Genomic DNA, 25,143 nt, shown 5'->3' with positions numbered 1-25,143 from the left:
CGGGATTTCGAAGACCCCGACGACGTCGGTCTCGCCGAAAACGTAGTAGAAACATTCGAGCGATCCGTCTACGGATTTGAGTGAACCGCGGTCTAGGCCAACGCTCGCTCACAAGTTCTTTCCGACCTCGTCCGGCGTAAGATTTTCAGCGTAGGAGGTGGCGAAGTGAACCTAGCACTCAGAACAGCCACAACTGTCTTGCCCGTCGACGACGTAGCCCGAGCCCGCAGCTTTTACGCGGAGAAGCTCGGCCTCCCGCACCGCGGCATGACGTGGGATGGAAATGATTTGTTTGGTATCGATGGCGGCCCAATGCTGCAGTTGATGCCCATCAAGGACGGCATGCACTCATCGCACACTGCCCTTTCCTTTGAAGTCAGCGACATCGAGCGGACAGTCGATGAAATGGAGGCGAGCGGCGTCGAATTCCGGGATTACGACCTCCCGGATCTCAAGACCGAACACCACATTTGTACTACCGACGCTGATCGGTGCGCATGGTTCATGGACACGGAAAACAACGTCCTCTGCGTCCATGAAAGCTTGGGGATCCAGGCCGAATACCAGCTCTGACTGGCTGAAAAGCACTCACGAACACCACGCAGAACCCTCCTTCACTTCTTAGTGAAGGAGGGTTCTGCCAATTGGCCATATATGTGAGCGAGCGTCGGGGGGGAGTCGGGCGAGGGGGGAGGAGGGGAGGGCAGAGGGGAGGAACGAGCCCTACGCCGAGGCGTGCAGGCCGTCGAAGGCCATGGTGATGACGTCGTCGGCCAGGCGCTGAGGGGACAGCGAGCCGCCCGGTTTGTACCACTCCACGATCGAGTTGATGGTGCCGAACAGAAGCCGGGTCACGGTGCGGGGATCGATGTCCTGGCGCAGCGAGCCTTCTTCGCGGGCGGCCGAGATCAGTGCGGCCACCTTGTGGTCGAAAGCACGACGCCGTTCCAGGGCATCGCGCTCGATCTCCGTGTTGCCGCGGAGCCGCAGAAGCAGCGTGACGAACGGGAGCCGCTCCACCAATACGGCGATGGTCTGCCGCAACACGAATTCCAGGCGTGCGTCGGCCGCCCCGGTAACAGCCTCGGGTTGATCCAGGATGGCCTCAAGCCCTCCCAGCGCGTGCTCAAGGGCGAGCTTCAGGAGGTCGCCCTTGGACGGCACGTGGTGGTAAATGGCCGACTTTGAGATTCCGAGGTTTTCGGCCAGAATGCCCATGGACGTGGCGTCGTAACCGTGGCGGTTGAAGACGTCGACGGCGATGAGCAGCACTGATTGCTGGTCGTATCCGGGGCGTCCCCGCTTGGTTGCTGTTTCACTAGGCATGCTGGCCATTTTCTCATGAACGGTCGGTTGATTCGTGCACCCGCCCGGCCACGTTACCTCTTGGGTCGCATGTCGTAGACGCGGCGCAGTTTGCCGTTGGAACGCTCGAGCGAACCCGGTTCCACCACATCAACCACGCACGAAGAACCCACGTGGATCTTGATCTGTTCCCGCAAGGCGTGTGCCGCCGTCGTACCCGCCTCGACGGAAACGTTATCTCGGCGCTCGATCTTGACCGTGAGCGAATCCATGCGCTTGCCCTCGAGGCGTGTGAGCTCGAGCTGGAAGTGTGGGCTGAGCTCGGGAATGCGCAGGGCGATTTCCTCGATTTGCGACGGGAAGAGGTTCACGCCGCGCAGGATGATCATGTCGTCGCTGCGGCCGGTGATGCGGCCCATGCGGCGGTGCGCCGGGCGGGCAGTGCCCGGCAGAAGGCGTGTGAGGTCTTTGGTGCGGTACCGGATGATCGGCAGCGCTTCCTTGGTGAGCGAGGTGAAGACGAGTTCGCCCGGCTCGCCGTCGGCCAGCACGGCGCTAACCCCGCGGGAGGGGTCGAACGGATCGATGATTTCCGGGCGGAAATGGTCTTCCCAAATGTGGCAGCCGTCCTGAGTCTCCACGGCCTCGCCGGCGACGCCCGGGCCCATGACCTCGGAGAGCCCGTAGATGTCGCAGGCCTTGATGTTCATGGTTGTTTCGAGCTCGTGGCGCATTTCCTCGGTCCACGGTTCGGCGCCGAGCACCGCGTACTTGAGTGAGGTCGACGCCGGGTCCACACCCATGTGTGCCATGGCGTCGGCAATGGTGAGCAAGTAGGTGGGGGTTGCCAGGATCGCGTCCGGCTTGAAGTCTTGGATCAGCTGGATCTGGCGTTCGGTCTGGCCGCCGGACATCGGGATGACGGTGCAGCCGAGCGCTTCGGCCCCGGCATGGGCACCCAGGCCGCCGGTGAACAGGCCGTAGCCGTAGGCGTTGTGAACCTTCATGCCTGGACGGACTCCGGAGGCGCGGAGTGAGCGGGCTACCAAGGTGGCCCAGTTGGCGAGGTCGTTTTTGGTGTATCCGACGACGGTCGGCCGGCCGGTGGTGCCTGAGCTCGCGTGGACGCGGGCTACTTCGTTCTGCGGGACGGCGAACATGCCGAACGGATATTCCTGGCGGAGGTCCTCCTTGGTGGTGTACGGGAACTTGCCGAGATCGGACAGTTCGCGGAGGTCCGTGGGGTGGACGCCGGCGTCGTCGAACTTGCGCTTGTACAGCGGCACGCGATCGTACGCGTAGGCCACGGTGTGCTGGAGCCGGCGGAGCTGGAGGGCCTCGAGCTCGTCGCGGGAGATGGTTTCTTCGCGGTCCAGCACGGGTGCGTCAGGAGCGGCGACGGTGTTCTGTGTCATGGTCTTCCTACTTCTTGGAAATGGTGCGGCTGCGGCCACGGAACTCGGCGATGAGCTCGCCGTAGCTGCCCGGATCCTCGGGCGACCCGACGGCGGCAGGTTCGCTTGCGTCGGCCGCGAAGATCTGGATGTCGTACAGGCCGCTGCGCCCGTTGTTGGCGCGGCGGTTCGCGACGGCGGTGATCACCTGGCCTTGATAGGCCGGCTTGAGGAAGTTGATGTCGACGCCGGCGGCGACAGTGATGTTGTCAGCCTCCGACGGCGATGGGACGGCCGGGTTGCAGGCGAGGGCAAACGCTGAATCTGCGAAGGCGAAGATCATTCCGCCGTGGGCCATTCCGAAGCCGTTGAGCATTTCCTGGCGGAGCTTCACGCGGACGGTAGCGTGGCCGTCGTCGATCTTGAGCACCTCTAGGCCCATCCACTCGGAGGCGTAGTCGTTCTTGAGGATCTGGTGCTGCGCTGCGCCAGAAAGGGTGGTCTCAACCATGCGTCATTGCCTCCAGCTTTATTTACCGAATGTTCATTAGGTAATCCCAGTTTGCTTGAACTGTCAAGAGGTGACCGCCCGGCGGACCCGGCGTGGGCCCCCATCGATTGCGACCCACCGGCTCCCAGCCTTCGCAAGCTCAGGCCGGGGCCCTCGCCGGCGTGGGCCCCCTTCACGGTCGTTTTCAGCCCCGAAAACGACAGGTTTGGAGCAATCGATGCGCCACCCCGGGCGTAGTAGCCTCGAGGCATGCCGCTCATCGAACTTCCCATTCGGACGCCGAGGCTCACGCTTCGCCGCTTCGAGGCCACCGATCTGGAGCGATTCCACGCCTACCAGTCCTTGCCGGAGACCGCGCGTTTCCTCCTCAGGCAGGAATTGACCCTCACGCAGTCCATGGAGGCGCTGGGCCGCTACGCCAACTTCAGTTTCGAACAAGAGGGCGACTGGGTGTGCCTCGCGATAGAGCGCGCCGACTCTCCGGGACTGCTCGGCGAAGTGGTGCTCAAATGGCTGCCGGGCACGGGGCAGGCGGAAATCGGCTGGATCCTGGCTCCGGAAAGCCGAGGCCAGGGATACGCGGCAGAGGCGGCCGAGGCCGTGCTCCGCCTGGGCTTCGAGACCCTCATGTTCCACAGGATCGACGCCAAGCTCGACGCCCTCAACACCTCCTCGTCAAGCTTGTGCGAGCGGCTCTGTATGCGCCGCGAGGCAGTCCTTGTGGACAACTGGCACTACAAAGGCCAATGGTCCACCGAAGTCATCTACGCCATCCTCGATTCCGAATGGCGCGCACGGAAGTAGCATGAGTGGGGATACCAGACTTTGCTGATGTTACGGTGGGCTGGGCAGCGGAGATCGGGGCGTGAAGTGAGCACAGCTGGCGTAGCTGTAGTAATCGAGGATGACGACGATATCCGGGAAGTGGTCCACGCCGTCCTCGAAGCTTCAGGGCTGGAGGTGTACGCGGCCGGGAACGGTATTGATGGTGTGGCTGCGGTCCGCCGTCACAACCCGGACGTCATTACCTTGGACCTTGGCCTGCCCGATATCGATGGCATAGAGGTCACCCGTCGCGTGCGGGAGTTCAGCGACGCTTACATCGTCATGCTTACGGCCCGTGCACGCGAGGTGGACACGCTACAAGGACTGGCCGTCGGTGCGGACGATTTCGTCACCAAGCCCTTCCGCCCCCGGGAGCTCCTTGCCCGGGTTGAGACGCTCCTCCGCAGGCCCCGGGGCAGCAAGCTATCGGGCGGCACTTCCGCAGGGATCACGACGGCGGAGCTGTCGCCAGCAGAGGGGGCGCCGCCGGCTGCGGCGCCGAACCCGTCGGCAACAGCGGTGCACCGAGGATCGCACGAAACAACCAACCCACAAGAGTCGGACCATACCGGGCTGGAACACAACGGCCTCTACTTGGACGTGGCCACGCGGACAACACGCGTCGATGCCGAAGAAGTGCAATTGACCCGAACTGAGTTCGACCTGCTCCAGGCGCTTATGGAAGCCGGACGCGTGGTCAGAAGTACGTCGGGGCTGGCCCGCTGGCTACATGCCAGGGAGTACGAAACCGGAGCCTACGTGAGCGAGTCCGAAGAGCGCGCCATCCAGGTTCACATCGCCAATCTGCGGCGGAAGCTGGGTGATTCGGCACAGTCGCCACGTTGGGTGGAGACCGTGCGCGGCATTGGATACCGCCTGGCCGCAAAGACTACGGAAAACTGATCCGATCTTAAGGGAACGTTTAACAACGCTCCTTACGCTGGGAAGGTCACCTTCGGATTTCTAACGGCTCAAAGGAGCAGTGCATGAAAAAATTCGCCGCAACACTTCTCATGACGGGCATGCTGGTTATTGGCGGATTTGTTACTCCTGCCAATGCCGCGCCGAAGACCACTCACCACACCACAAGCACCACGGTTACCACCGTCCCTGTTGTGTCCGACCCAGTGCTTTACGCGCAGGTCGGTTGGTGGCCCAACTAGGGCTGATCGCCAGACGTCAAGACTGTTCCAACACCGCCTCGGGGCCACCGCCCGGGGGCGGTGTTTTTTGCGGTGTCTTTTGGGGCCGCGGGTCAAAACGAGTTCCCGTCCTGACCTTGTTTGGCGGGTTTGAGCGCCGAAATAACGCGACTCGCCGTGTCGTAAGCGCTTTCCCACACGAAACAAGGTCAGGACGGCGCGCCGAACCGTCGTCCGCCGAGCCGAGGACGGCGCCGAACCGTCGTCCGCCGAGCCGAGGACGGCGCCGAACCGTCCGTGTCTCCTTAGCCGCCGGTATCCAGCGGAAGCCGGACCGAGACCGTGGTTCCCACACCGAGGCCGGACTCGATATTGAGCTTGCCGGAATGGCGCTCCACAATGTCGTGGGCTATCGCCAGGCCGAGCCCGCTGCCGGGGATGGCCGCGGTGGAGGCATTGGAGGCGCGGAAGAATCGCGTAAACACTTGGTCGATTTCCGTTTCCGGGATCCCGACGCCGGTGTCTTCGACGCGCACCACCACGCTGGGAACCGTCCCTGGATCGGAGGCGATCCCGCTGCTGACAGCGACGTGGCCGCCGTCGGGGGTGAATTTGATCGCGTTGCTGATGATATTGGCGAAAACCTGCTCCAGCTTGGCTTCGTCGGCCTGGACGGTTACGGTCCCTGGGGCATGCTCCACGGTGAGGGACAGCGAACGGGAGTCCGCGAGGGGCTGCAACGTCGAGACGACGAGCCTGAGCAGGGTGCCCACGTTGACGCGGCTCAATTGGAGATCGCCTGAAGTGTCCTGGTGCGAGACGGTGAGCATGTCCTCGATCAGGCGGCGGAGACGCTCGGCATTTCGTGAAATGACGTCGATCATCCGCGCCACACCCGCAGGAATCGGTCCGCCGGCGCCGCTGCGGATCATGTCCAGATAGGCGGTGATGGACGTCAGCGGGGTTCTAAGTTCGTGGTTCACCGTGGTGAGGAAGTCGGTCTTGGCCTGGTCGAGTTCCTGGAGTTTGTACATGACCTGCTGCTGTGCGCCAATCAGGTGGCTTTGCATCAGTCCATACGCCAAGTTCCCAGAAACGTGCTGGATCAGGCCGATTTCGGCTCGGGTCCATTCGTGTGCGGTGTCCGGTCGCGCGATCCAGATGACCCCGAGGACAAGATCACCTTCGCCCACAGGAACCACAACAGAGGCCGACGGCGAACCGGCGCCACCGTGCCGACCTGCTCCACCGGGGCGCCCCGGGAGAGCCCGGCCCGGCGGAGTTCCTTTCGGGAGCGGTTGCACGTCTGCTTCGGCCCATAGGCGCTCCGCCAGTTCGAACATGGAGGTTTCGTCAGCTAATTCGGGAGGCAGGACTCCTCGTGCCAGTCCCGGGGCGCTCCATTCGGCGGTGACCTGCGGCACGCGTACGTCCGGGAATGTGGTGAACCAGACGTGTTCCGCACTAAGGGCCTCGCCGATACCATCCACCAGGTGCCGGGCAATCTGTCCGGGATCAATGGTTGAGCGGATGGCCGAGGACACCTTCCGCAAGCTCTCACGCAGTGATTCGGCTTCGGAGCGGCGACGCATACGTTCGGCGGCCCGGGCTATGAGGACCAATGCCCTGGATGCCCGAAAGCCCGGTGCTTGGCCCTTGTATACAAAATCCGCAATTATCCAGGTTTCCAGGGCTGCGACATCCAGCTTGTCCTCGGAATCCAGCATGAGCAGGACGGGGACGCTGTTCCTGGGAAGGAATTCGCGGAGTTCGTTGTCCAAGACCACCACGTCGCTCGGCCCGCTTTCCAGCGCGGCCGCAAGCGAGCCGGCGTCGAACGCTGTACGGACCAAGAACCCCGCGGAGATGAGGGCCGCAACCGTCTCTTCGAGACGCACAGGATCGGGGTCGGCCACCAAGGCACGGTTTGGCGCCGATGCGTCGTTAGTCAAGCGACTCTCCACTGCGCTCCTACTGTTTCGGTTCGGCCCCCATGGGAGAGCCTACTATCGAGAACGCTACTTGAGCCCTGCGCCAGGCAGCAGATCGACGGCGCCGAGCGAGTCCGCGACGAAGGCATAGTCCCAGGCGCGCTCACGCCACTGCACGTACCGACCCGATGCCCCGCCGTGTCCACCTTCCATCTCGATCTTCATCACGATCGGCGCTGTGCCGGTGGTCTCGGAACGCAGCACCTGAACCCACTTGGCGGGCTCCACGTAGAACACGCGGGTGTCGTTGAAGGACGTCACTGCAGCAATTTTCGGATAGGAGACGGCACGGATGTTCTCGTACGGAGTGTAGGACTTCATGTACTGGTACACCTCGGGATCGGTGATGGGGTTGCCCCATTCCTCCCACTCGAGCGCGGAGAGCGGCAGTTCCGGGTCCAGAATGGTGTTCAGGGCATCCACGAACGGCACGGCGGCAACAACGGCGGCGTACTTCTCCGGCGCAAGGTTGGCCACGGCGCCCATCAGCAGGCCGCCGGCAGAGCCACCCATGGCCGCGATCCGGTTCGGTGCCACCCAGCCGGAGGATGCCAGCCAGTCAGTTGCTGCGATGAAGTCCGTGAAGGTGTTCTTCTTGTTGAGCTTCTTGCCGTCGTCGTACCAGTGCCGGCCGAGCTCGCCGCCGCCGCGGATGTGGGCGATCACCATGACGATTCCGCGGTCCAGGAGGGACAAACGCGCCACGCCGAAGCCCGGATCCATGCTGACCTCGTAGGAGCCATAGCCGTAGACCAGGCCCGCGCCGGTTGAATCCTGCGACACGGAGGCGTGCCGGAGCACGGAAAGCGGCACGTGCGTGCCGTCCGCCGCCGTCGCCCATTCCCGCGTGGCCACGTAGTCTGACGCGGCGTACCCGCCCAGCACCGGGCTTTCCTTCCGTAGCAGCAGTTCGCCCTGCGGGAGTGCGGCGGTGGGCAGCACGAAGTCGTATACCCTCGACGGCGTGAAGAAGGACGTGTAGCCGATGCGGATCACCGGGGCCTCGTAGTCCGAGCCGGCCACTCCTGCCGTGTACAGCTCCTCGTCGAAGGCGGGTTCCACCGCAGCGCCCTGCGCCGCCGTTCCCAGTCCAGCGAGGGGCAGCACCTGAACGCGTTCGATCGTGTCCTGCCGCACCGCAACCACCAGATGCGTCGACGTGACGCCGGCGCCGTTGACGCGAACGGAGCCGGAGTGCTCGACGACGGTGCGCCAGTGCTGCTGGGCCAGCGGCTTGGCGAACTCGGCCGGGTCCGCGATGGAAACCATCGAGTTGATGGCCTCCTTGTTGTGCGTAAGGAGGATGGTTTCAGCGCCATCCAGCAGGAACGGCTCGGCCTCGTAGAGGATGTGTTCGTCGCGGGATATCACGGTGGACAGGCCGGCGTCGTAATCGTCAAAGCGCAGCAAGCGCGTTTCGCTGAATTCCGAGCAGCCGATGCTCAGCACGAGGTACCGCCGGTCGGAGGAGATTTCGAATCCGAGCCACATGGCGACGTCGTCTTCTTGGTAGATGACCAGGTCATCGCTGACAGGCGTTCCCAGGACGTGCGACTTCACCTGGTAGGGGCGCCAGGCGTCGTCCACCACGGTGTAGAAGATCCGGGTGCCGTCTGGGGAGAAGGCCACGCCGTAGAAAATGTTCTCGATGACATCCGGCAGCAGTTCGCCGGTCCGCAGGTCCTTGATGCGAAGAGTGAATCGTTCCTCGCCGGAGTTGTCCACGGCGTAGGCATAAAGGTTGCCGTCCACCGTCACAGCGGTACCGCCAATGGAGAAGAACGGCTTGCCTTCCGCTTCGACGTTGCCGTCCAGCAGGACTTCTTCGCCCTGGAGTTCGACGCCGGGTTCCACCGCCGGCGGCGTCCAGTCGGCCACCGCATCGCCGGAGTGTGCTGCGCGGAAACGGCAATGGATGCCGTACTCCTTGCCCTCAATAGAGCGGGTGTAGTACCACCAGTTGTCCTTGCGGCTGGGGACCGAGAGGTCCGTCTCCTGGGTGCGGCCCTTGATTTCCTGGAAGATTGCTTCGCGCAGCGGTTCCTGGTGTGCGGTGACGGCCTCCTGGTAGGCGTTTTCAGCCTTCAAGTGCTCGACGACTTCGGCGGATTCCTTGTCCCGCAGCCATTCGTAGTTGTCCACGAAAACATCGCCGTGGTGCTCGCGGGTGTGCGGCACCTTTTTTGCGACAGGGGCTGTTGGGCCTTCGGTGTGGGACGGCTGGGCGGAACCGGGAGTCTGGGTCATGTTCTCAATATATAGAGCCTGCCCGAGCGCCGGAGCCTGCGTTCGCTGCGGGGGTAGCCGTGGCTCAGTAACCATGCGCGACGGCGTACTCCGGCAGTGTGTCGTCCCGCAAGGCGGCGGCCACTTCTCCGATTCCGGCGTAATCGGGCAGCACGATCGATTGCCCGTCCGGGGAAGTGCCGGTCCCCGCCGTGGGCAGGGTGAAGAAGACGGAGGCGCCGGGATCCACAGTTCGGAGTCCGTAGGCCAGGATGGCTACGGAAACGGGGTCGAATCCCTGGTCCACCGTGAGGTAGTTGGCCGCGAAGTTGACCAGACCGAGGACTCCCGCGGGGGTTTGGATTCCGCCCCTGAGCTTTGTCAGTAGGGCCTGGAGAAACGTGTGCTGGTTGCGGACGCGCTGGTAGTCGCCGTCCACGAATGAGTAGCGCTCGCGGACGAACTCCAGGGCTGCCTGTCCGTCCAAATGGTTGACTCCGGCGGGGAATACGTGATGGGTCTCAAAGCTTGCGGTGAAGGGCAACGTGACATTGACGTCGATCCCGCCGAGGCTATCCGTGAGGGTCTTGAAGCCGTTGAAGTCCAGCATGATGGTGTGGTCTATGTGCGTGCCCAACAGTGATTCGACCGTTCGGACCACCAGGGGGGTGCCTCCCACCTCAAGGCTGGCGTTGATTTTGGAGGCACCATAGCCCGGGATGTCCACCCAGTTATCGCGCAGGATCGAAATGCCGTAGATCTTGTGCCGGTCCGCCGGTACGTGGATCAGCATCAGGCAATCCGAGCGTTGGTCCGATGACTGGCCTGTTGTGATGGTCTGATTGTTCTGTTCCCTGGCATTTTCGCGGCTGTCGCTGCCAATCACCAGGATGTTCATGGGGGTTGCCGGAAGCTCAGGGATTGTTGGTGGCGCCGGTACCGCGGCAGGTGGCGCGGGGGATTGGGTCGCGGATGGCGTGCTGGTTGGCGTTGCGCTCGTGGCCACGCTTGAGGGGGCGCTTGACGGTGACGGTCCGGACGAAGTCCTGCTGGACCCGGCGACGATCGCGGCCAGGACAACGATGAGCGCCAGCAGAGCTGCCAGTCCTGCCGCAAGCCACAGCCGCCGTCGTCTGTTCATGACCGGAACGTATCACTCAGGTGAGTTAAAAACGTGCACAAGAAGGCCTCGATTTGGCCACAAAGGGTGCGGACGCACGGTTGACCGGCAGCCCCTGAGCGGGCCCTGCGGCGGTTGCAACCCCCAGGTACAACTGGATGCCGCAGCCAACGAACGCACAGCGAGGGGAGGCGCTGGAAGCAGTACGGGTCTAATGCACTGTCTTCTGCGCTTCCGGGTGTGCGTGGGATTCATCGACACTTCGAAGCTGACAGCCCCCGGTCAGGTTTATTCCAATCCTTGGACTAACCTTGGGTAACCCTCCGCCGGCGGGGCATAACTGGGAGAATCCTGCGCTGGAACTGCGGAAGCACGAAAAATGGGAAAGGTTGAATTTGAATGGGCCGGCGACCTCTACAGCGCCGCTGGCCGGCACGAACTCTCAATGGCCTCCTGGCAGGCCATGAACTGTGCCCGCGAGTTTGCGCGGCCACCGCTGAATCCCGGCAACCGGTCTCAGTCGGGAACCTCCCGTTCTGAACGATGAATGAGGACACTGCTCAGACGCATCAGCGTTCATTTTCCTTGGCCTGTTGAGCGAATCTTAAGCAGAACTTGAGCTCTTCTACACGCCACCTTGAGTTTGACTAGGTAGAGGAGACCTGTTCCGCATAAGATCGGCGGGTTGTCCTAATGAAAGGCGCCCTAGCAGTGGATTTCATCCGCTATGCCGTCGACCTCGCAATTTTCGAGGCCGTCACACTTGTGCTGTTGGTTTCCCTCCACCTGCTCCTGCTGTGGCACGGGAGCCGGAAGCACGCTGCGTTGCCGCGCCCTGAGAAGTAGCCGCGCCACCATGCCCTACCTTGACATCAACCCCCATCGCCAGGGCCCGAAGTGGCCCGGGTACGCAGTGCTGGCGATCCTGGCCGTCCTCACAGTCCTTGTCGTCATCGCCGCTCTGGCCGGTCCGTAACCATCCCGTTTCGGCTCAAATGGTGCGGGCGGGATCCGCTGACTCCCGGGGACGATTGCCCCTCAGCGCGTCAGGGTCATCGAAGGTTGAAAAGGACGCAGGCAGCTTTACTGAACGGTCCTGTGCCACGATTGCGGAAGGGTCTCTGCCGAGAACCGGCGACCCAAAGAGAAGGTTGCCTGGGGGTGGGTTTGAAAGATACTGGTGAACGCGGATAGCCGTCCCGCCGGGGGCAGGAGTAGTTGAATTAATCCGTTGATTCCGGTATCTCGACAAAATAACGTTCTGGGAGCACGATGGGATTTAAATCTCTCCGCCTTCACATGGGCCGGCTTTTTGCCGCGTCCTATCCGTTCCGCAATGGGGGGTTCTTTTACCCGTGGAACTGGACGTTATCCCTCCGAGCAAGGGAGGATCCCGCTTGGCCCCATCGTCGCGGCGCCGCACCGAATGTGGGGGACGGGCAGTAGTTGCGAGCTGAAGTTCATAGGGAAGTTCAAGGAAACAGAGTCACCGTCAAACGACGCCATGGTCTCCGGCGCCTCAATTTCCAGGCTGGAAACAGCCGGTCAGCACAGATTTTTCTAAGGAATGAGTCTTATGACTGCTCATCCAAAACCCCTTTTATTGCCGCGCCTGAGGGCGCTCTTGGTGTTGCTCCTTGCTCTGGCGTTGCCAGTAGCGCTCAGTGGCACGGCCGTCGCGGACAGCGGCAAATCCGCACGGACGTGGACCGTTCAGGTCGGCTCCGAATCGTCGGACCAGGCCATTCAGGGAATGTCCTTCCTGCCGAAGAACATTTACATCAATGCCGGTGACAAGGTCACGTGGGAAGCCAATGCGGCCGAAATTCACACGGTCACGTTCCTGGCCGCGGGGCAAACGATTGAGTCCACGCAACCCTTCGATCCATCCAACCCTCTGTACTTGCTGGCTCAAGGCGGCAAGTCTTATGACGGGCACTCATATTACAACTCCGGTGTGATGTCGAACGTCTCGGACAGTGGGTTCCCGGCAGTTGATTCGTACACCTTGAAGTTCCCGGATACAGGCGACTTCACGTACTACTGCCTCGTGCACGGCACGGTCATGAAGGGCACAATCCACGTGCGGGACAAAGGCACGGACTACCCGTACACCCAGGAGCAGTACAACAACCGGGCTGATCGGACGGCGCGAGCCATCCTCCGCGACGGCTATGAGCAATGGAGCGCTGCCCGTGACCAGGCCGACGACCACACCGTTTTTGCGGGAGCCGACGACGGCGTAGCCATGGTCATGCGGTTCATCGAGCCTAAGGTGGTCATCCATGTTGGCGAGATCGTGAGCTTCGTGAACAACGGCATGGGCGCTCCGCACACGGTGACCTTCGGCACCGAACCGGCCAACGTCTTCCCTCCGGTCGGTGATCCAACGAACTTCACAGGCGGGCAGCTCCATTCCGGTTTCATGACGCCGGGCACCACGTTCACTGTGAAATTCAACAAGGCAGGAGTCTATGACTACATCTGCGCTCTGCACGACTTCATGGGAATGAAGGGCAAGGTGGTTGTGGAGGACTGAGCATTGATTTGAGCGCAAAGGGTGGGGACCGTTGGCCCCCACCCTTTGCATGTCCATCAGTCCAAGCCTTGGTTTCCGTAAAGATTTGCTCAAGATTCACTTAAGTCCTGAGGAAAAATCCTAAACAAACCTTATTGGAATATTTGAGCCGTCTTGATGTGGGCCCAGCAAAGTGGATCTTGTTCCACTACACGGTCTCAAACGAAACGGAAACGTCCCGATGGGCAGCTCACTCAGCTCCAGCACGGGTCCCCGTCTGGGGGCGAGGATCCGTCAACGTATTTCTCCACGCCGCGTGCTCGGCATGATCGCGACGACGGCCGCGACGCTCGCCGCACTGGTGTTCCTCGGCGTCGGGGTCGTGGCCCCACTTCTGCACATCGGATTCTCCCCGGTCCTGACCGGCAGCATGCGCCCGGCCTACGCCCCCGGGGACCTGCTCATCACGGCACCGGCCGATGTGACCACCCTTCGTCCGGGTCAGATCGCAGTGTTTACACCTCCGGGTGAGAGCACCCCGTTCGCCCACCGCATCACCGCCATCGCCGGCACTCCGTCGAACCCGGTCCTCACCACCAAAGGTGACGCGAACCCGGCTCCGGACCACTGGACGGCCGTGCTGGACCAGGCCCAGGTGCCCGTCGTCGTCGGCGTCATTCCCTCGGCAGGAAGCGTCCTGTTGTGGATCGAGAGTCCCCTCCAGCGGGCCCTCCTGACCGCCTTGTTCGGCCTGACGGTCACCGGTTCCGCTGTCTGGTGGATCCTCCGAAGCACCTCCGCCCCGTCGGCACGCCGCACACCGGGCGCCTCCGGCCGCCGCAGCGCCATCCCCGTTCACTAAAACCATCCCCGCACCAGCTCCCGTAAAGGATTCGTCATGTCTGCAACCCCAGCCCGCCGCGCCGCCCGTTCCGCCGCCCGCCCGGCGCCCGCGCTGTTCGCCGCCTGCGCCGTGGCAGCGGCCGGCCTGGCAATCACCGGAGGTGGCGTGTTCGCTGCCTTGAACGCCACCGCTTCCAACGCCACTGCCCAGAACGCCACCTCCGGCACCCTGAGCCTGACGATGGCAAACAACGGAACCGGGTTCGGCCAGTCCGTCTCCAACCTCGCCCCCGGGGACACCGTGATCCGCTACGTCAACCTCACCCAGGGCAACACCATGGACGCCAAAGCCCTGACCCTCGCGGTCGCGGATGCTACCTCCAGCAAGCTCACCACCGACGCCACCAAGGGACTCCACGTCACCGTCACCCAGTGCTCCGGCACCTGGACCACCACCGGTGCCGGCACCTGCACGGGCACCGGTGCCACCACCACCGTCCTGGCAACAAGCGTTCCCCTGAGCTCCCTCGTCGCGGCGCCTTCGACCCTGATCGCCGGGTCCGTCACGGCGGGGTCCACTGTGAACCTCCAGCTCTCCCTGACCCTGCCGGACCAGAACGAAACCACGACCAACGGCAATCTTCCCGCCAGCCCGATTCAGGGCCTGTCCTCGGCACTGACCTGGACCTTCGGCGAAACCCAGCGCACCTCCACCACCACCGGAAGCTAGCAACGCGTGAACGTGCACCGCTACTCCAGCAGGGCCGCAGCCGCCATCGCGGCAGCGGTCCTGCTGGTTTGCACGTCCACCCCGGCTGACGCGGCGACGACGGCGAACACCACCTCCGCTTCCCAGACCGCTTCCAGCGGCACATGGGCAGCCGTCGCCTCATTGAGCACCGCCGCTCCCTACGGCAGCGGCCCACTGACCCTCAACTTCGCTAACAATGGCGGCACTGGGAATCCTTCGTTTACGCCCCGGTACTTCACGGTCGGGAACACGGGCACCTTGCCCCTCACGGCGGCAAGCTACGGCGGCTCCACCTCGGCCCCGTCCACCGTGCAATTCTTCATCGAATCCTGCAGCGGCACGTGGAATGAACCCAGCGGTGCGTGCTTGGGCGGAACCGTGGCAACAATCCTGACAACACCCTTCGGAACCTCGACCATCCCCGACACCACCGGCCCTGCTCCGGCAACTTCCGCAGCAGGCCTCCGGCTCCGGGCAAGAATCAACTTCAACGGCAACGTCCCCAAGACAGCCATCTCGGCTCTGACCCTTAGCATCTCGGTCGACCGCACCCAGGTCCGGAGCGCAACGACCACCGGCGGCTGACCAGCACGGCAACGGACCCACCGGAACGGACATCCGGAGATCCGGGCACGTCCGGACGCGCTCGCGTTTCAGGTTGTTAAGGAGTCCGGAATCTCTGTTCGCGCGCTGTATTCTGGAGCCTTGCTGATTAATAAGCACGCTTAGGAAGTGGGTTTTTGCGCCATGGTGGACAGCCCCCGTACGTATTCAAGTGCGCTGGGCGGCGCGGGGTTTCTGGCCGGAACCTTCCTTTTTGATCCCCTCTCGGGCAAAGCGGAGTGGTCCGACGGACTGTTCAACCTCCACGGCTACCAGCGAGGGGAAGTTGTCCCGACGTTCGAGCTGCTGATATCCCACAAGCACCCCGATGACAGGGCGCGGACTATCGAGATCCTCGATGAAGTATTCCGCGACGGCGGACACTTCTGCATCTACCACCGGATAATTGACGCGCATGGACATACCCGACGCGTGCTGACGGCGGGGCACGGGCATCTGGGCGCCTCGGGGATGGTCGCAACGTTGGAGGGCGCCACGATCGATCTGACGTCAACCCTCCGCCGGGAAACCGAACAGGCCGCGCGCGACGCCGTCGCCGGTGCCAATGCCACGCGTGGTGTCATCCATCAGGCGCGCGGCATCCTGATGGGACGCTTGCTCATCACGTCCGATGCTGCCTTCAAATTGCTTATCAGCGGCAGCAGCCGGACCAACGTCAAAGTCGCAATCCTCGCCTCCCAACTTGTTCGCTTGGCTGATAGCGATCAGGGACCGGAAACGGTGGACGAATTCATTCGGGTTCTCCGGGCCTGCGACCAGTCGTAGGCGCAAAGCGCTGCGGCCGTTGAGCCCTCGGGCCCCCAGACGCTCACTCACCTTTAACGGTGTTTCCGCGGGCGCTCGCTCACCTGACGATTTGAGCGTGAGCGAGCGTTCGCCATTTTGGCCTTAAAGGTGAGCGAGCGTCCACTGGAAGTGCCGCGACCAGTCGTTTAGCGTCCGACGGCGGCAATCCGGAGGCGCTATCTTCTCACCTTGGATTTCGCTCGGCAGGGTTGCCCAAGACCGGAGGTTTTCCCAGTTTTAACACAAGAAATGCGCAGGATCGCGAGTCTTGCCACAGGATGTCCCAAGGACTGCGCCACGGGGAGTTGGGCCTTGCTACGTTGCTAGTGGGTTGGTGCTGGACCAGCCCGCATCCCCTAACTCGCTCAGGAGTTTCACATGTTTGCTTTCTTCTCCAATGCCGCATCTCGCATCCGTCGCGACGAGAAGGGCGCCACTGCCGTCGAATACGGCATCATGGTTTCCCTCATTGCCGTTGTCATCATTGTCGCTGTCACGCTGCTGGGCGGGACGGTCAAGGACACATTCACCAAGGTTCAGTGTTCCGTGGCTGGCAAGACTACCTACGCCGCCGGGACAACCGCTGGTACGGCCACCTGCCCCTAGGAGGTTGCTTCCTACCCGGCCGTTCGTACCAGACAACAAGGAGCATCAATGCTTTCCGCTTTCCTAAAGTCCGCGTTTCACGCGAGGCGTGACGAAACCGGTGCCACCGCCGTCGAATACGGCATTATGGTTTCCCTCATCGCTGTTGTCATCATTGTCGCCGTCACGCTACTGGGCGGGACGGTCAAAGACACATTCACCAACGTCCAGTGTTCCGTGGCTGGCAAAACGTACGCCGCAGGAACGACCGCCGGCACCGGTACGTGCCCTTAGGCGTGGCACCGCACAGTGCCCGGGAGGCAATACCGGCACAACAAGCAATTCCCGAGTGGCGGCGGCATTCAGGCGGCCGCCACTCTGCTTGATTCGAACAATCCGTTCTCTGGAAGGTCAACAGTATGCCGAGGGCATCAGAGCGCGGTGCCGTGGCGGTCGAGTTCGCCATCTTGGCACCAGTCCTGATCATGCTGCTCCTGGGAATCATGGAATTCGGCAGGGCCTACAACGTCCAGGTGTCGCTCTCAAATGCAGCCCGCGAAGGAGTCCGGGTCATGGCAATCTCAAATGACCAGACGGCCGCCAAGACAGCGGCGAAGAACGCAGCTGTGTCGTTGAACCCACAGCTGGCGGATGCGAACTTCACCTTCGGTCCCGCCAGCTGCAGCTCCGGTGCCCAAATGACCCTAACCATCAAATACACGCTCAGCACCCTCACGGGAATCGCCGGTCCATTCCCGATGCAAGGAGTAGGAGTCATGGTATGCAGCGGCTGATGGTCCGTGACGACGATGGCGAGCGCGGGGCAGTGGCGGTCCTGATCGCTCTCGCTCTGGTCGTCTTGCTCGGGTTCGCGGCCCTGGCTGTGGATGCGGGAATGCTGTACTCGGAAAGGGCGCAAGTGCAGAACGGATCCGATGCGGCTGCCCTCGCGGTAGCCCAGAAATGCGCTGCGAATACGAGCGATCCGAATTGCTCGGCCACGTCCCAAATCGCCACTGATGTCGCAAACAAGAACGCTGTCGACGGCTTGAACAACGTCAAGTCGGTCAGCCTGGACCTGTCCAACCGCAAAGTAACGGTGACCGCCGGGGCCCAGCAGGCAGGCGGCGCGCCGAACGCCGTCTCGCTCTTCTTCGCCCGTGTCCTTGGAGTCAACACCACGGACGTTGTGACCACTTCCAGCGTTCAATGGGGAAGTGCCGTCGCAGGCAGAACCCCCTTTCCCCTCACGTATTCCATCTGCCAGGTGCAGGGATATATCGGCGGAGCACTCCAGCTTCTTCAGGACCACGGTTCGGGCGCCAACCCCAGTTGCAATTACGGCCCTTCCGGCACCACCGTGCCTGGGGGTTTCGGCTGGATCACGCAAGATCCCGGTGCGTGCGGAGGGACGATCAACCTCGCGGTCAGTGAGGGCGGCAGCGCCCCGGGGAACAGTTCGCCAGGTAACTGTGCGGCCACCCTTCAAAAGTGGGCCGATACCCTCACCGCTGGCCGCGACGTCGTCGTTCTGCTACCGGTCTTCGACGGGGTGACAGGTACGGGCAGCGGGGCTGTTTATCACCTCGTGTCATTCGCCGCATTCAAAGTGACGGGGTGGAAGTTCAGCGGCAACAGCTCTCTCCCGGACACGTTCCGCAACACAAGTCCCGATGTCCCTTCAGCGCTTTCCTGTACCGGAAATTGCCGCGGAATCATTGGGAGTTTCGTCAAGTACGTCTCGCTGGCAGATGGCTACTCGCTGGGGCCTGTAGACGCCTACGGGGCCACCATCGCGCGCCTCACCAACTAGTTTTCATCCCATTCTTTGAGCACAGGAGTAGTAAGTGAAGTCACGCTTGTTGGCCGGATCGGCAGCGGCACTGCTGGCCGTCGTCGGGGTGATTCTCGTATTCTCCTACGCGCAAGGAGCGGATCAACGGGCCGTCCAGAACCTGGCCCCCGTTGACGTGTTGGTGGTCAAGGCGGCCATCCCTGCCGGTACCTCTGTAGACGCCATGAAGGACTCCCTGGCTACCCAGCAACTACCGCAATCGGCGGTCCCAACCTCGGCACTACACACCCTTGGGGACTCAGCGGGCAAGGTCGCTGCCGTTGACCTCGTCCCTGGCGAGACGTTGGTGGCCGAACGTTTGGTGGCCCCGGATGCACTCAAGACTCCTGGGAACGTCAAGGTGCCCGCAGGGCTCCAGGAGGTCTCCTTTCAACTGGAACCCCAGCGGGTGGTCGGGGGACTGCTGGTTCCTGGTGACCACATTGGAATATTCATCTCCATGTCGAGCGACAAGCAAACTACCGAACTGGCGATTCACAAGGTTCTTGTGACTTTGGTCCAACGCGCCCCTCAAGCGGCAGCGAGTGCACAAGCGACGCCGAATCCCAGTTCCGGTGCGGCAGGATCCAGGGACAGCGCACTTCCCACCGGCTCCCTCCTGCTGACCGTTGCCGTAAATGATTTGGACGCATCCAAGATTGTCTTCGCCGCCGAGTTCGAAAAGATCTGGCTCAGCAAAGAGCCGTTGGATGCCAAAGACAGTGGCCCCACCGTCATGCAGCAGAGCGGGGTATACAAATGAGCCGCTTCGTCCTGATAACTCCCAATACTGACTTTGACCAACGTTTGCGCCAAGCTGTTGCGGGTGGCCTGCCCGGAAGCGTGCAGACCTTTTTCACCAGCGTCTTGCCGGCTGATCCGGCCGAATTGTTCGGCGCGCTCAACCAGGAACAACTCGAAGTGCTGATTCTGGGACCCGACGTGCCCGTGGAGGACGCCCTTCGCCTGGCCACGGTTCTCGATGTGCAGTTGCCCGAGCTGAGTGTGATTCTCGTCAGTGAACTGGATCCTGGGTTCGTCCTCCAAGCCATGCGGTCCGGCATTCGCGACATCATGAGCCCAGCTGCGGACGTTGCCCAGATACGGGTGATGCTTGAGCGCGCGTGTCAGTCTTTCGCGAGCCGTCAGCGCACCATGGAACCCAAGCAACCGGGGTCCCCGAAGGGCTTGGTGATCGGCGTCTTTTCCCCCAAGGGTGGCGTGGGCAAGACGACAATCGCCACGAACATCGCGGTGGGGCTAGGCAAGATAGCGCCGATGGGCGTGGTGATCGTGGATCTGGACCTGCAATTCGGTGATGTCGCGTCCGGGCTTTACCTCAATCCCGAGCACACCGTTACCGACGCTGTTACTCCGTCCGCCAGCCAGGATTCACTGGTACTCAAGGCCTTTCTCACCGTCCACCCGGCAAGCATCTATGCCTTGTGCGCACCGAAGGATCCTGTTGAAGCAGACGAGATCTCGCCGGAACAGGTTGGCCGGCTGCTCGAACAGCTGGCCCAGGAGTTCCAGTATGTGGTTGTGGACACTGCACCCGGATTACCCGAAATCGGGCTCGCTGCCCTCGAGCAATGCTCGGACGCTGTGTGGGTGACTGGCATGGATGTTCCAAGCGTCCGGGGCCTTCGTTCCGGCCTGGACATTCTCCGCAAGTTGAACCTGTTACCGGAAACCCGGCACGTGGTGCTCAACATGGCTGATTCCAAGTCAGGCTTGTCGGTCCAGGACGTCGAATCGACCGTCGGTGCCCCGGTTGACGTCAGCATCCCTCGCTCGAAGGCCGTTGCGTTCTCCACCAACCGCGGCATTCCCGTGCTCCAGGAAGCGGTGAAGGATCCGGCCGTCAAGGGACTCAAGCAGCTTGTGGAGCGCTTCAATCCGACCTGGCGCGCCACAGCGCAGCGCAAAATGCACAGAAGGGTTGTGGTCTAGATGAAGCTGTCTGAACGTATCCATGCGGTCGAAGACAAGGTCGAAGCGTCCGCCGGCGCGGGGGGAGAACTTGGCCCGAGCACGCTCTCTGTGCCTAAACCAACATTCGCTGAGTCCACTCAGCAAATCAGGCCAAATCCCGCCGGGAAGCCTATCCGTGTTGCAAAACCCAACACGTCAGTCAAGCTGGCCGATATCCCGGACTCGCCAAAGCCCAGGGCTCAGCAACCGGTTGATGCCTTCGCTGCCCTCAAGCGGCGCGCCGCCACGGCATTGTTCGAGCGGCTCGGGGCGCGGTTCAACGACTCGAGCGTGAGCGAACATGAGTTGCGGACAACTGCCAGGGAAGAGCTCACCCGGATCATCGACGCCGAGCAGGTCCCGCTGTCTGCGGACGAGCGCAGCCGGCTCGTGGCGGACGTGGCGGACGACGTCCTTGGCTACGGGCCGCTCCAACGCTTGCTGGACGATCCGGAAGTCACGGAAATCATGGTCAACAGGATGGACCAGATCTACGTCGAACGAAAGGGCAAGCTGACCCTCACGGATTCCGGATTCAGCTCCGAAGGCCATCTCAGGAGGGTCATTGAACGCATCGTTTCGAAGGTAGGGCGGAGGATCGATGAGTCATCCCCGCTGGTCGACGCGCGGCTTGAAGACGGCTCGCGCGTCAATGCCGTGATCCCTCCGCTAGCGGTTGGAGGCTCGTCGCTGACGATTCGAAAATTCAGCAAAATACCGTTGACCATCAGGAACCTGATCGATTTCGGCACGCTCACGCCAGAGATGGCCGAGCTCCTCAATGCTTGCGTCAAGGCGAAACTGAACATCATTGTTTCCGGAGGTACCGGAACCGGCAAGACCACGTTGTTGAATGTCCTGTCATCTTTCATCCCGGAGGACAACCGCATTGTCACCATTGAAGATGCCGTGGAACTGCAGATCCAGCAGCAACATGTTGTCAGGCTTGAGAGCAGGCCACCGAACACCGAAGGTAAGGGTGAAGTGACCATCCGGGAGTTACTCCGGAACTCCCTTCGCATGCGCCCGGACAGGATCGTCGTCGGTGAGGTCCGCGGCGGGGAGTCCCTCGACATGCTGCAGGCCATGAACACCGGTCACGACGGTTCCCTCTCAACGGTGCACTCAAATTCCCCTCGGGACGCAGTGGCGCGCCTTGAAACCCTCGTACTTATGGCAGGCATGGACCTGCCACTGCGAGCAATCCGCGAACAAATAGCGTCAGCGGTGAATCTCATCATCCAAATCTCCCGTTTGCGGGACGGAACGCGCCGCATCACGCATGTGACCGAGGTGCAAGGCATGGAAGGCGACATCGTCACCCTCCAGGACGCTTTTGTTTTCGACTACTCGGCGGGAGTCGACGCCCACGGGATGTTTCTTGGAAGGCCGGTGCCCACGGGCATCCGTCCGCGGTTCATCGACCGCTTCGATGACCTGGGTATCCACGTTTCTCCCGGGGTATTTGCCGCTCCCTTGGCAACAGCAGCAAGGACGTGAACGCAACATGACGCTCTTGACCGGAATGGCCTTGATGCTTGCAGCCATCCTGCTTTTCGGGGTGGCTGTGATCCTGCCGAAAGCCCCCGAGGTGCCATTGGATCGGAGGCGGCCCTACCAAGTAGGCCCAGGTTCGCAGCTGACGCGCTTTGCAGGTTCCACCGCCGAGGTACTTCATGGATTCCTGACCAGGCGGAACATCCGGCTCTTCAACCGTGAAGAACTGGAGAATGCCGGGCTGAGAATGAGCCAGGCGGACTTCTTCATCCTCGTGATTTCCGGGGCATTAGTCGGTGCCTTGATCGGTCTCGTCATCGGAGGCCCATTGGTGGCCTTTTTGTTTTTCATCCCGGCACCTCTTGTGGCACGATTCGTCCTCAGCTCCCTGGGCGGCAAACGGCGCGCGAAATTCGATGGTCAGCTCGGCGACACCCTCCAACTACTGTCTGGTGGCTTACGGGCCGGGCACAGCATACTTCGTGCGATCGACGCCGCGGCCACTGAATCGGCCAGCCCGACGGCCGAGGAAATGCGCCGGATCATCACAGAGACAAGTCTTGGCCGCGATCTCCAAGCCTCGCTTAACGATGCGGCCGAGCGAATGCGGTGTGAGGACTTTGTGTGGATAGCACAAGCCATCCAAATCAACCGCGAGGTGGGCGGAAACCTCGCAGAGGTCCTGGACCAAGTCAATGAGACCATACGCGAACGCAGCGAGATCAAGGGACACATCAAATCCTTGGCAGCGGAGGGCAAGTTTTCGGGATATATCCTGATGGCGCTTCCCTTCGGCATCGTTACCATGCTCGTGGTTGTCAATCCCGGCTACATGGACGTGATGCTCACCCATCCGCTCGGTTGGGGAATGTTGGCGGGGTCAGCCATCATGATGACCATTGGCGGTCTCTGGATGCGCAAAATCATCGACTTGAAGTTTTGAGGTGACGCGTGAATCCCTCTCTTCTTCTGTCCTTGCTCCTAGTTCCCCTGCCTATTGCCTACCTAGCTTGGTCATTCCTGTCGACTGACAGAAAGACCCAACGCGCCGTCCGGGTGCTATTGACGAGGGGCGCCAACATTGCTGAGGTCGGTCCGCAGAGTCGGGGCGGTGCACTTGAGTTCATTGGCTACCGACTGACCCCTGGAAGCTACGTCCAGAAGCTAGATCGGCTGCTCTCGTTGGCCGGCCGTCCGCCGTCGCTCCCTTTGGGGCGCGTCCTCGCAGCTAAGCCCTTACTCGGATTGTGCGGAGCACTTCTTGGTTTGTTCATCAGTGCCAACAGTTCGAGCGGGATCATCAAGCTCGTGGGGATATTTGTTGTTTTGCTTGGTTACTTTATCCCGGATCTGCTGCTGTACAGCAAAGGAAAAGAGCGCCAAAAAGCCATGCAATTGGAACTCGCAAATACCATGGACCAAATGCTGATATCCGTCGAAGCGGGCCTCGGTTTTGAAGGAGCAATGGCCCGCGCCGGAGAAAATGGAAAGGGACCTTTGGCTGAGGAGTTGGTGCGAACGCTGCAGGACATGCAGGTTGGACGGAGCCGCCGCGAGTCCTATCTGGCACTGGCCGAACGCACTAACGTTCCGGAACTCCGAAGCTTCGTGCAGGCCGTGATTCAAGCGGACACATACGGCATTGCCATCAGCCGGGTCCTGAGGGTGCAAGCGAAGGTCATGAGGGTAAAGCGCCGCCAACGTGCAGAGGAGAAGGCGATGAAGCTTCCAGTGATGATTCTCTTCCCTCTTCTGTTCTTCATCTTCCCGGTGCTGTTCATCGCCATCCTGGGTCCGGCCGTCATCAACACGATAGCTACCTTCAGTGGCGGCTGAGCGCAATAACGCATTCGCTGAATTAGCACACTCGATCAAAAGGAGGTAAATCAGGAAAGGCCTAAGATTTCCTTAAGATAAGCATAAGTTCGGTTTTTCCGAAATTCAGAAAGTAGCATTGGGCTATGTTCAGTTCAGGTTCCAGCGAGGTCAACGAGGATTCAGATCCGAGCCATACAAGCTCGGCCGACGACTCCAACGGGCTGCCCGCAGGCCCGCTTGTCGAACATCCCATACTGGATCTGGCAGAATTCCAACTCCTGGAAGATCAAGTGGACAATCCGCTGATCGCGCGCACGTTTGCCGGCGACTTCGCAAGACTCTGGGGAAAGCGATACGAAATCCTCGCATCCGCCGTCGAGCACGGTGACGTGGCGGCGGCACTGAACGCGGTCCTAAGCCTCAGGACCTCTTCCATCATGGTTGGCGGGGTTCGCCTCGCGGTACTTGCAGCGCAACTGGAGGAACGCATTCGAAAAAGCGAATTGCGTGAAGCCCGGCCCCTCCTCAAGCAAGTTGCAGAATGCGGGCACCAAACGGTCCTGGAACTAAAGGACAGCTATGTACTCCGGAACGGCTGACGTCCGAGCCGCTTAGTCCGGTATTTTCGGCGTGAGCCGATACCCGACGCCTCGGACGGTCTGAAAAAAGCGCGGTGATTGTGGATCTTCGCGAAGCTTTCGGCGGAGGTTCCCAATGTGGGTCTCAACAGCCCGTTCGTCGGATTCGCTGATATACGCATCGTCGTCGTAGTAATCACCGCGCGCTGCCTTGACGAGATCGGCGCGGGTCCGCACCTCCCCTTTGGCCCGGAGCAGGTCGAGGAGCAGATCGAATTCGCTTCTCGTCAACGTCAGGGCTGAACCTTGAAGGGTAGCCGTGCGTGATTTGTAGTTCAGTGCCAAGCCATTGTGCTTTATCACCGCTTGGTTGGCCCCATTTGAACCGGCATAAAGGCCGCCGCGATCTTCCTCCGGCAAGGCAAGCCGGCCTTCCGCGCGAGGCCGGCGCATCATGGCGGTGACCCGGGCCCTCAATTCACGCGGCAAGAACGGCTTCTTGACGTAATCGTCTGCACCGGTCAGGAAGGCCGTCAACGTGTCCGGCTCGTCGTTCCTGGCCGTCAGCATCACGACATATGCGTCGCTGAATTGCCGAATTCGCCGCAGGACCTCGTGGCCATCCATATCCGGAAGTCCGACGTCAAGCGTTACCACGGAGGCGCGGTGATCCCGTACCACTTCCACGCCTTCGCGTCCGGTGGCGGCAGAGTGCACCACAAATCCAGCTTCTTTGAGGATGGCGTCAACCAAATTTCGTACGTCTTCGTCATCCTCAATGACTACAGCTACCCCAGGCTCGCTCATTGGACATCCTCGAG

General features: G+C 61.7%; 27 protein-coding genes. 20 read left to right on the top strand and 7 right to left on the bottom strand.

Translation table 11 applies throughout. From position 1 onward, the window contains the following. Positions 1-165 precede the first annotated feature (165 nt). Positions 166-573 carry a VOC family protein gene (locus tag OOZ51_RS04620; RefSeq protein ID WP_265977802.1) on the top strand — a complete coding sequence of 136 codons (408 nt, stop codon included), beginning with the start codon at positions 166-168 and terminating at the stop codon, positions 571-573. A gap of 150 nt (positions 574-723) precedes the next feature. Here the strand turns inward: OOZ51_RS04620 and OOZ51_RS04615 are convergent, their stop codons facing one another. Genes OOZ51_RS04615 through OOZ51_RS04605 form a run of 3 tightly spaced genes read right to left on the bottom strand, consistent with a single transcriptional unit; the run spans position 724 to position 3,210 of the window. Next, positions 724-1,326, bottom strand: a complete 603-nt coding sequence (locus tag OOZ51_RS04615; RefSeq protein ID WP_265977801.1) for a TetR/AcrR family transcriptional regulator — start codon at positions 1,324-1,326, stop codon at positions 724-726. Between the two features lie 53 nt (positions 1,327-1,379). After that, on the bottom strand, positions 1,380-2,720 hold the full coding sequence (paaK, locus tag OOZ51_RS04610; protein ID WP_265977800.1) for a phenylacetate--CoA ligase PaaK: 1,341 nt from the start codon (positions 2,718-2,720) through the stop codon (positions 1,380-1,382). A 7-nt stretch (positions 2,721-2,727) separates the two neighbouring features. Continuing rightward, positions 2,728-3,210, bottom strand: coding sequence for a hotdog fold thioesterase (locus tag OOZ51_RS04605; RefSeq protein ID WP_265977799.1), 483 nt, complete (start codon positions 3,208-3,210; stop codon positions 2,728-2,730). Positions 3,211-3,459: 249 nt separating this feature from the next. On the opposite strand from OOZ51_RS04605, the gene OOZ51_RS04600 reads away from it, so the two are divergent. From OOZ51_RS04600 to OOZ51_RS04590, 3 genes are all read left to right on the top strand, one after another. After that, positions 3,460-4,014, top strand: a complete 555-nt coding sequence (locus tag OOZ51_RS04600; protein WP_265977797.1) for a GNAT family N-acetyltransferase — start codon at positions 3,460-3,462, stop codon at positions 4,012-4,014. Positions 4,015-4,080: 66 nt separating this feature from the next. After that, positions 4,081-4,938 carry a response regulator transcription factor gene (locus tag OOZ51_RS04595; RefSeq protein WP_265977796.1) on the top strand — a complete coding sequence of 286 codons (858 nt, stop codon included), beginning with the start codon at positions 4,081-4,083 and terminating at the stop codon, positions 4,936-4,938. A gap of 83 nt (positions 4,939-5,021) precedes the next feature. Then, positions 5,022-5,198 (top strand): hypothetical protein, encoded by a 177-nt coding sequence (locus OOZ51_RS04590; protein WP_265977795.1) that lies wholly within the window; start codon positions 5,022-5,024, stop codon positions 5,196-5,198. A gap of 284 nt (positions 5,199-5,482) precedes the next feature. Here the strand turns inward: OOZ51_RS04590 and OOZ51_RS04585 are convergent, their stop codons facing one another. The 3 genes from OOZ51_RS04585 to OOZ51_RS04575 form a co-directional block, all read right to left on the bottom strand. Next, positions 5,483-7,129 (bottom strand): hybrid sensor histidine kinase/response regulator, encoded by a 1,647-nt coding sequence (locus OOZ51_RS04585; RefSeq protein ID WP_265977794.1) that lies wholly within the window; start codon positions 7,127-7,129, stop codon positions 5,483-5,485. Between the two features lie 66 nt (positions 7,130-7,195). Next, positions 7,196-9,415, bottom strand: coding sequence for a S9 family peptidase (locus OOZ51_RS04580; protein WP_265977792.1), 2,220 nt, complete (start codon positions 9,413-9,415; stop codon positions 7,196-7,198). A gap of 64 nt (positions 9,416-9,479) precedes the next feature. Beyond that, a complete protein-coding gene (locus OOZ51_RS04575) occupies positions 9,480-10,535 on the bottom strand; it encodes an LCP family protein (protein ID WP_265977791.1) in 1,056 nt (351 codons plus the stop codon). A 672-nt stretch (positions 10,536-11,207) separates the two neighbouring features. Here OOZ51_RS04575 and OOZ51_RS04570 point away from each other — a divergent pair. The 16 genes from OOZ51_RS04570 (at position 11,208) to OOZ51_RS04495 (ending at position 24,343) form a co-directional block, all read left to right on the top strand. After that, complete coding sequence (locus OOZ51_RS04570; protein WP_265977790.1) at positions 11,208-11,360, top strand: hypothetical protein; 153 nt, start codon at positions 11,208-11,210, stop codon at positions 11,358-11,360. A gap of 730 nt (positions 11,361-12,090) precedes the next feature. Beyond that, complete coding sequence (locus OOZ51_RS04565; RefSeq protein WP_265977789.1) at positions 12,091-13,053, top strand: plastocyanin/azurin family copper-binding protein; 963 nt, start codon at positions 12,091-12,093, stop codon at positions 13,051-13,053. A gap of 220 nt (positions 13,054-13,273) precedes the next feature. Continuing rightward, positions 13,274-13,894: a signal peptidase I gene (locus OOZ51_RS04560; RefSeq protein WP_265977787.1), complete on the top strand. Its 621-nt coding sequence runs from the start codon at positions 13,274-13,276 to the stop codon at positions 13,892-13,894. Positions 13,895-13,930: 36 nt separating this feature from the next. After that, complete coding sequence (locus OOZ51_RS04555; RefSeq protein WP_265977786.1) at positions 13,931-14,605, top strand: TasA family protein; 675 nt, start codon at positions 13,931-13,933, stop codon at positions 14,603-14,605. A 6-nt stretch (positions 14,606-14,611) separates the two neighbouring features. Next, positions 14,612-15,211, top strand: a complete 600-nt coding sequence (locus OOZ51_RS04550) for a hypothetical protein (protein WP_265977785.1) — start codon at positions 14,612-14,614, stop codon at positions 15,209-15,211. A gap of 162 nt (positions 15,212-15,373) precedes the next feature. Next, positions 15,374-16,015 carry a PAS and ANTAR domain-containing protein gene (locus tag OOZ51_RS04545; protein WP_265977784.1) on the top strand — a complete coding sequence of 214 codons (642 nt, stop codon included), beginning with the start codon at positions 15,374-15,376 and terminating at the stop codon, positions 16,013-16,015. A 399-nt stretch (positions 16,016-16,414) separates the two neighbouring features. After that, entirely contained in the window at positions 16,415-16,642 is a 228-nt protein-coding gene (locus OOZ51_RS04540; protein WP_265977783.1) for a Flp family type IVb pilin, read from the top strand. Positions 16,643-16,690: 48 nt separating this feature from the next. Further along, entirely contained in the window at positions 16,691-16,915 is a 225-nt protein-coding gene (locus OOZ51_RS04535) for a Flp family type IVb pilin (RefSeq protein ID WP_265977782.1), read from the top strand. A 125-nt stretch (positions 16,916-17,040) separates the two neighbouring features. Next, positions 17,041-17,415, top strand: coding sequence for a TadE/TadG family type IV pilus assembly protein (locus OOZ51_RS04530; protein ID WP_265977781.1), 375 nt, complete (start codon positions 17,041-17,043; stop codon positions 17,413-17,415). Next, positions 17,403-18,434 (top strand): pilus assembly protein TadG-related protein, encoded by a 1,032-nt coding sequence (locus OOZ51_RS04525; RefSeq protein WP_265977779.1) that lies wholly within the window; start codon positions 17,403-17,405, stop codon positions 18,432-18,434. Before OOZ51_RS04530 ends, OOZ51_RS04525 begins: the two co-directional genes overlap by 13 nt. 34 nt (positions 18,435-18,468) lie before the next feature. After that, a complete protein-coding gene (gene cpaB / locus OOZ51_RS04520) occupies positions 18,469-19,218 on the top strand; it encodes a Flp pilus assembly protein CpaB (RefSeq protein ID WP_265977778.1) in 750 nt (249 codons plus the stop codon). Beyond that, on the top strand, positions 19,215-20,408 hold the full coding sequence (locus tag OOZ51_RS04515) for a CpaE/TadZ family protein (protein ID WP_265977777.1): 1,194 nt from the start codon (positions 19,215-19,217) through the stop codon (positions 20,406-20,408). Before cpaB ends, OOZ51_RS04515 begins: the two co-directional genes overlap by 4 nt. Continuing rightward, positions 20,409-21,929: a TadA family conjugal transfer-associated ATPase gene (locus OOZ51_RS04510; protein ID WP_265977776.1), complete on the top strand. Its 1,521-nt coding sequence runs from the start codon at positions 20,409-20,411 to the stop codon at positions 21,927-21,929. 7 nt (positions 21,930-21,936) lie between these two features. Beyond that, entirely contained in the window at positions 21,937-22,869 is a 933-nt protein-coding gene (locus tag OOZ51_RS04505; protein ID WP_265977774.1) for a type II secretion system F family protein, read from the top strand. An 8-nt stretch (positions 22,870-22,877) separates the two neighbouring features. Continuing rightward, positions 22,878-23,762, top strand: a complete 885-nt coding sequence (locus OOZ51_RS04500; RefSeq protein WP_265977772.1) for a type II secretion system F family protein — start codon at positions 22,878-22,880, stop codon at positions 23,760-23,762. Positions 23,763-23,887: 125 nt separating this feature from the next. Continuing rightward, complete coding sequence (locus OOZ51_RS04495; RefSeq protein WP_265977771.1) at positions 23,888-24,343, top strand: Hpt domain-containing protein; 456 nt, start codon at positions 23,888-23,890, stop codon at positions 24,341-24,343. Between the two features lie 12 nt (positions 24,344-24,355). On the opposite strand, the gene OOZ51_RS04490 is transcribed toward OOZ51_RS04495, so the two are convergent. Continuing rightward, a complete protein-coding gene (locus OOZ51_RS04490; RefSeq protein ID WP_265977770.1) occupies positions 24,356-25,129 on the bottom strand; it encodes a response regulator transcription factor in 774 nt (257 codons plus the stop codon). Positions 25,130-25,143: the final 14 nt, after the last annotated feature.

Origin of the sequence: Arthrobacter rhizophilus (genome assembly GCF_026241105.1) — a bacterium.
Lineage (GTDB): Bacteria > Actinomycetota > Actinomycetes > Actinomycetales > Micrococcaceae > Arthrobacter.
This window is presented reverse-complemented; position numbering and strand designations above follow the sequence as displayed.

Coding starts and splice junctions, on each gene's coding strand:
- OOZ51_RS04605 (WP_265977799.1), bottom strand. CDS start 3,210: ATGGTTGAGACCACCCTTTCTGGCGCAGCGCAGCACCAGATCCTCAAG.
- paaK (WP_265977800.1), bottom strand. CDS start 2,720: ATGACACAGAACACCGTCGCCGCTCCTGACGCACCCGTGCTGGACCGC.
- OOZ51_RS04540 (WP_265977783.1), top strand. CDS start 16,415: ATGTTTGCTTTCTTCTCCAATGCCGCATCTCGCATCCGTCGCGACGAG.
- OOZ51_RS04555 (WP_265977786.1), top strand. CDS start 13,931: ATGTCTGCAACCCCAGCCCGCCGCGCCGCCCGTTCCGCCGCCCGCCCG.
- OOZ51_RS04515 (WP_265977777.1), top strand. CDS start 19,215: ATGAGCCGCTTCGTCCTGATAACTCCCAATACTGACTTTGACCAACGT.
- OOZ51_RS04615 (WP_265977801.1), bottom strand. CDS start 1,326: ATGCCTAGTGAAACAGCAACCAAGCGGGGACGCCCCGGATACGACCAG.
- OOZ51_RS04575 (WP_265977791.1), bottom strand. CDS start 10,535: ATGAACAGACGACGGCGGCTGTGGCTTGCGGCAGGACTGGCAGCTCTG.
- OOZ51_RS04560 (WP_265977787.1), top strand. CDS start 13,274: ATGGGCAGCTCACTCAGCTCCAGCACGGGTCCCCGTCTGGGGGCGAGG.
- OOZ51_RS04505 (WP_265977774.1), top strand. CDS start 21,937: ATGACGCTCTTGACCGGAATGGCCTTGATGCTTGCAGCCATCCTGCTT.
- OOZ51_RS04570 (WP_265977790.1), top strand. CDS start 11,208: ATGAAAGGCGCCCTAGCAGTGGATTTCATCCGCTATGCCGTCGACCTC.
- OOZ51_RS04565 (WP_265977789.1), top strand. CDS start 12,091: ATGACTGCTCATCCAAAACCCCTTTTATTGCCGCGCCTGAGGGCGCTC.
- OOZ51_RS04545 (WP_265977784.1), top strand. CDS start 15,374: ATGGTGGACAGCCCCCGTACGTATTCAAGTGCGCTGGGCGGCGCGGGG.
- OOZ51_RS04600 (WP_265977797.1), top strand. CDS start 3,460: ATGCCGCTCATCGAACTTCCCATTCGGACGCCGAGGCTCACGCTTCGC.
- OOZ51_RS04580 (WP_265977792.1), bottom strand. CDS start 9,415: ATGACCCAGACTCCCGGTTCCGCCCAGCCGTCCCACACCGAAGGCCCA.
- OOZ51_RS04495 (WP_265977771.1), top strand. CDS start 23,888: ATGTTCAGTTCAGGTTCCAGCGAGGTCAACGAGGATTCAGATCCGAGC.
- OOZ51_RS04530 (WP_265977781.1), top strand. CDS start 17,041: ATGCCGAGGGCATCAGAGCGCGGTGCCGTGGCGGTCGAGTTCGCCATC.
- OOZ51_RS04490 (WP_265977770.1), bottom strand. CDS start 25,129: ATGAGCGAGCCTGGGGTAGCTGTAGTCATTGAGGATGACGAAGACGTA.
- OOZ51_RS04535 (WP_265977782.1), top strand. CDS start 16,691: ATGCTTTCCGCTTTCCTAAAGTCCGCGTTTCACGCGAGGCGTGACGAA.
- OOZ51_RS04590 (WP_265977795.1), top strand. CDS start 5,022: ATGAAAAAATTCGCCGCAACACTTCTCATGACGGGCATGCTGGTTATT.
- OOZ51_RS04510 (WP_265977776.1), top strand. CDS start 20,409: ATGAAGCTGTCTGAACGTATCCATGCGGTCGAAGACAAGGTCGAAGCG.
- OOZ51_RS04525 (WP_265977779.1), top strand. CDS start 17,403: ATGCAGCGGCTGATGGTCCGTGACGACGATGGCGAGCGCGGGGCAGTG.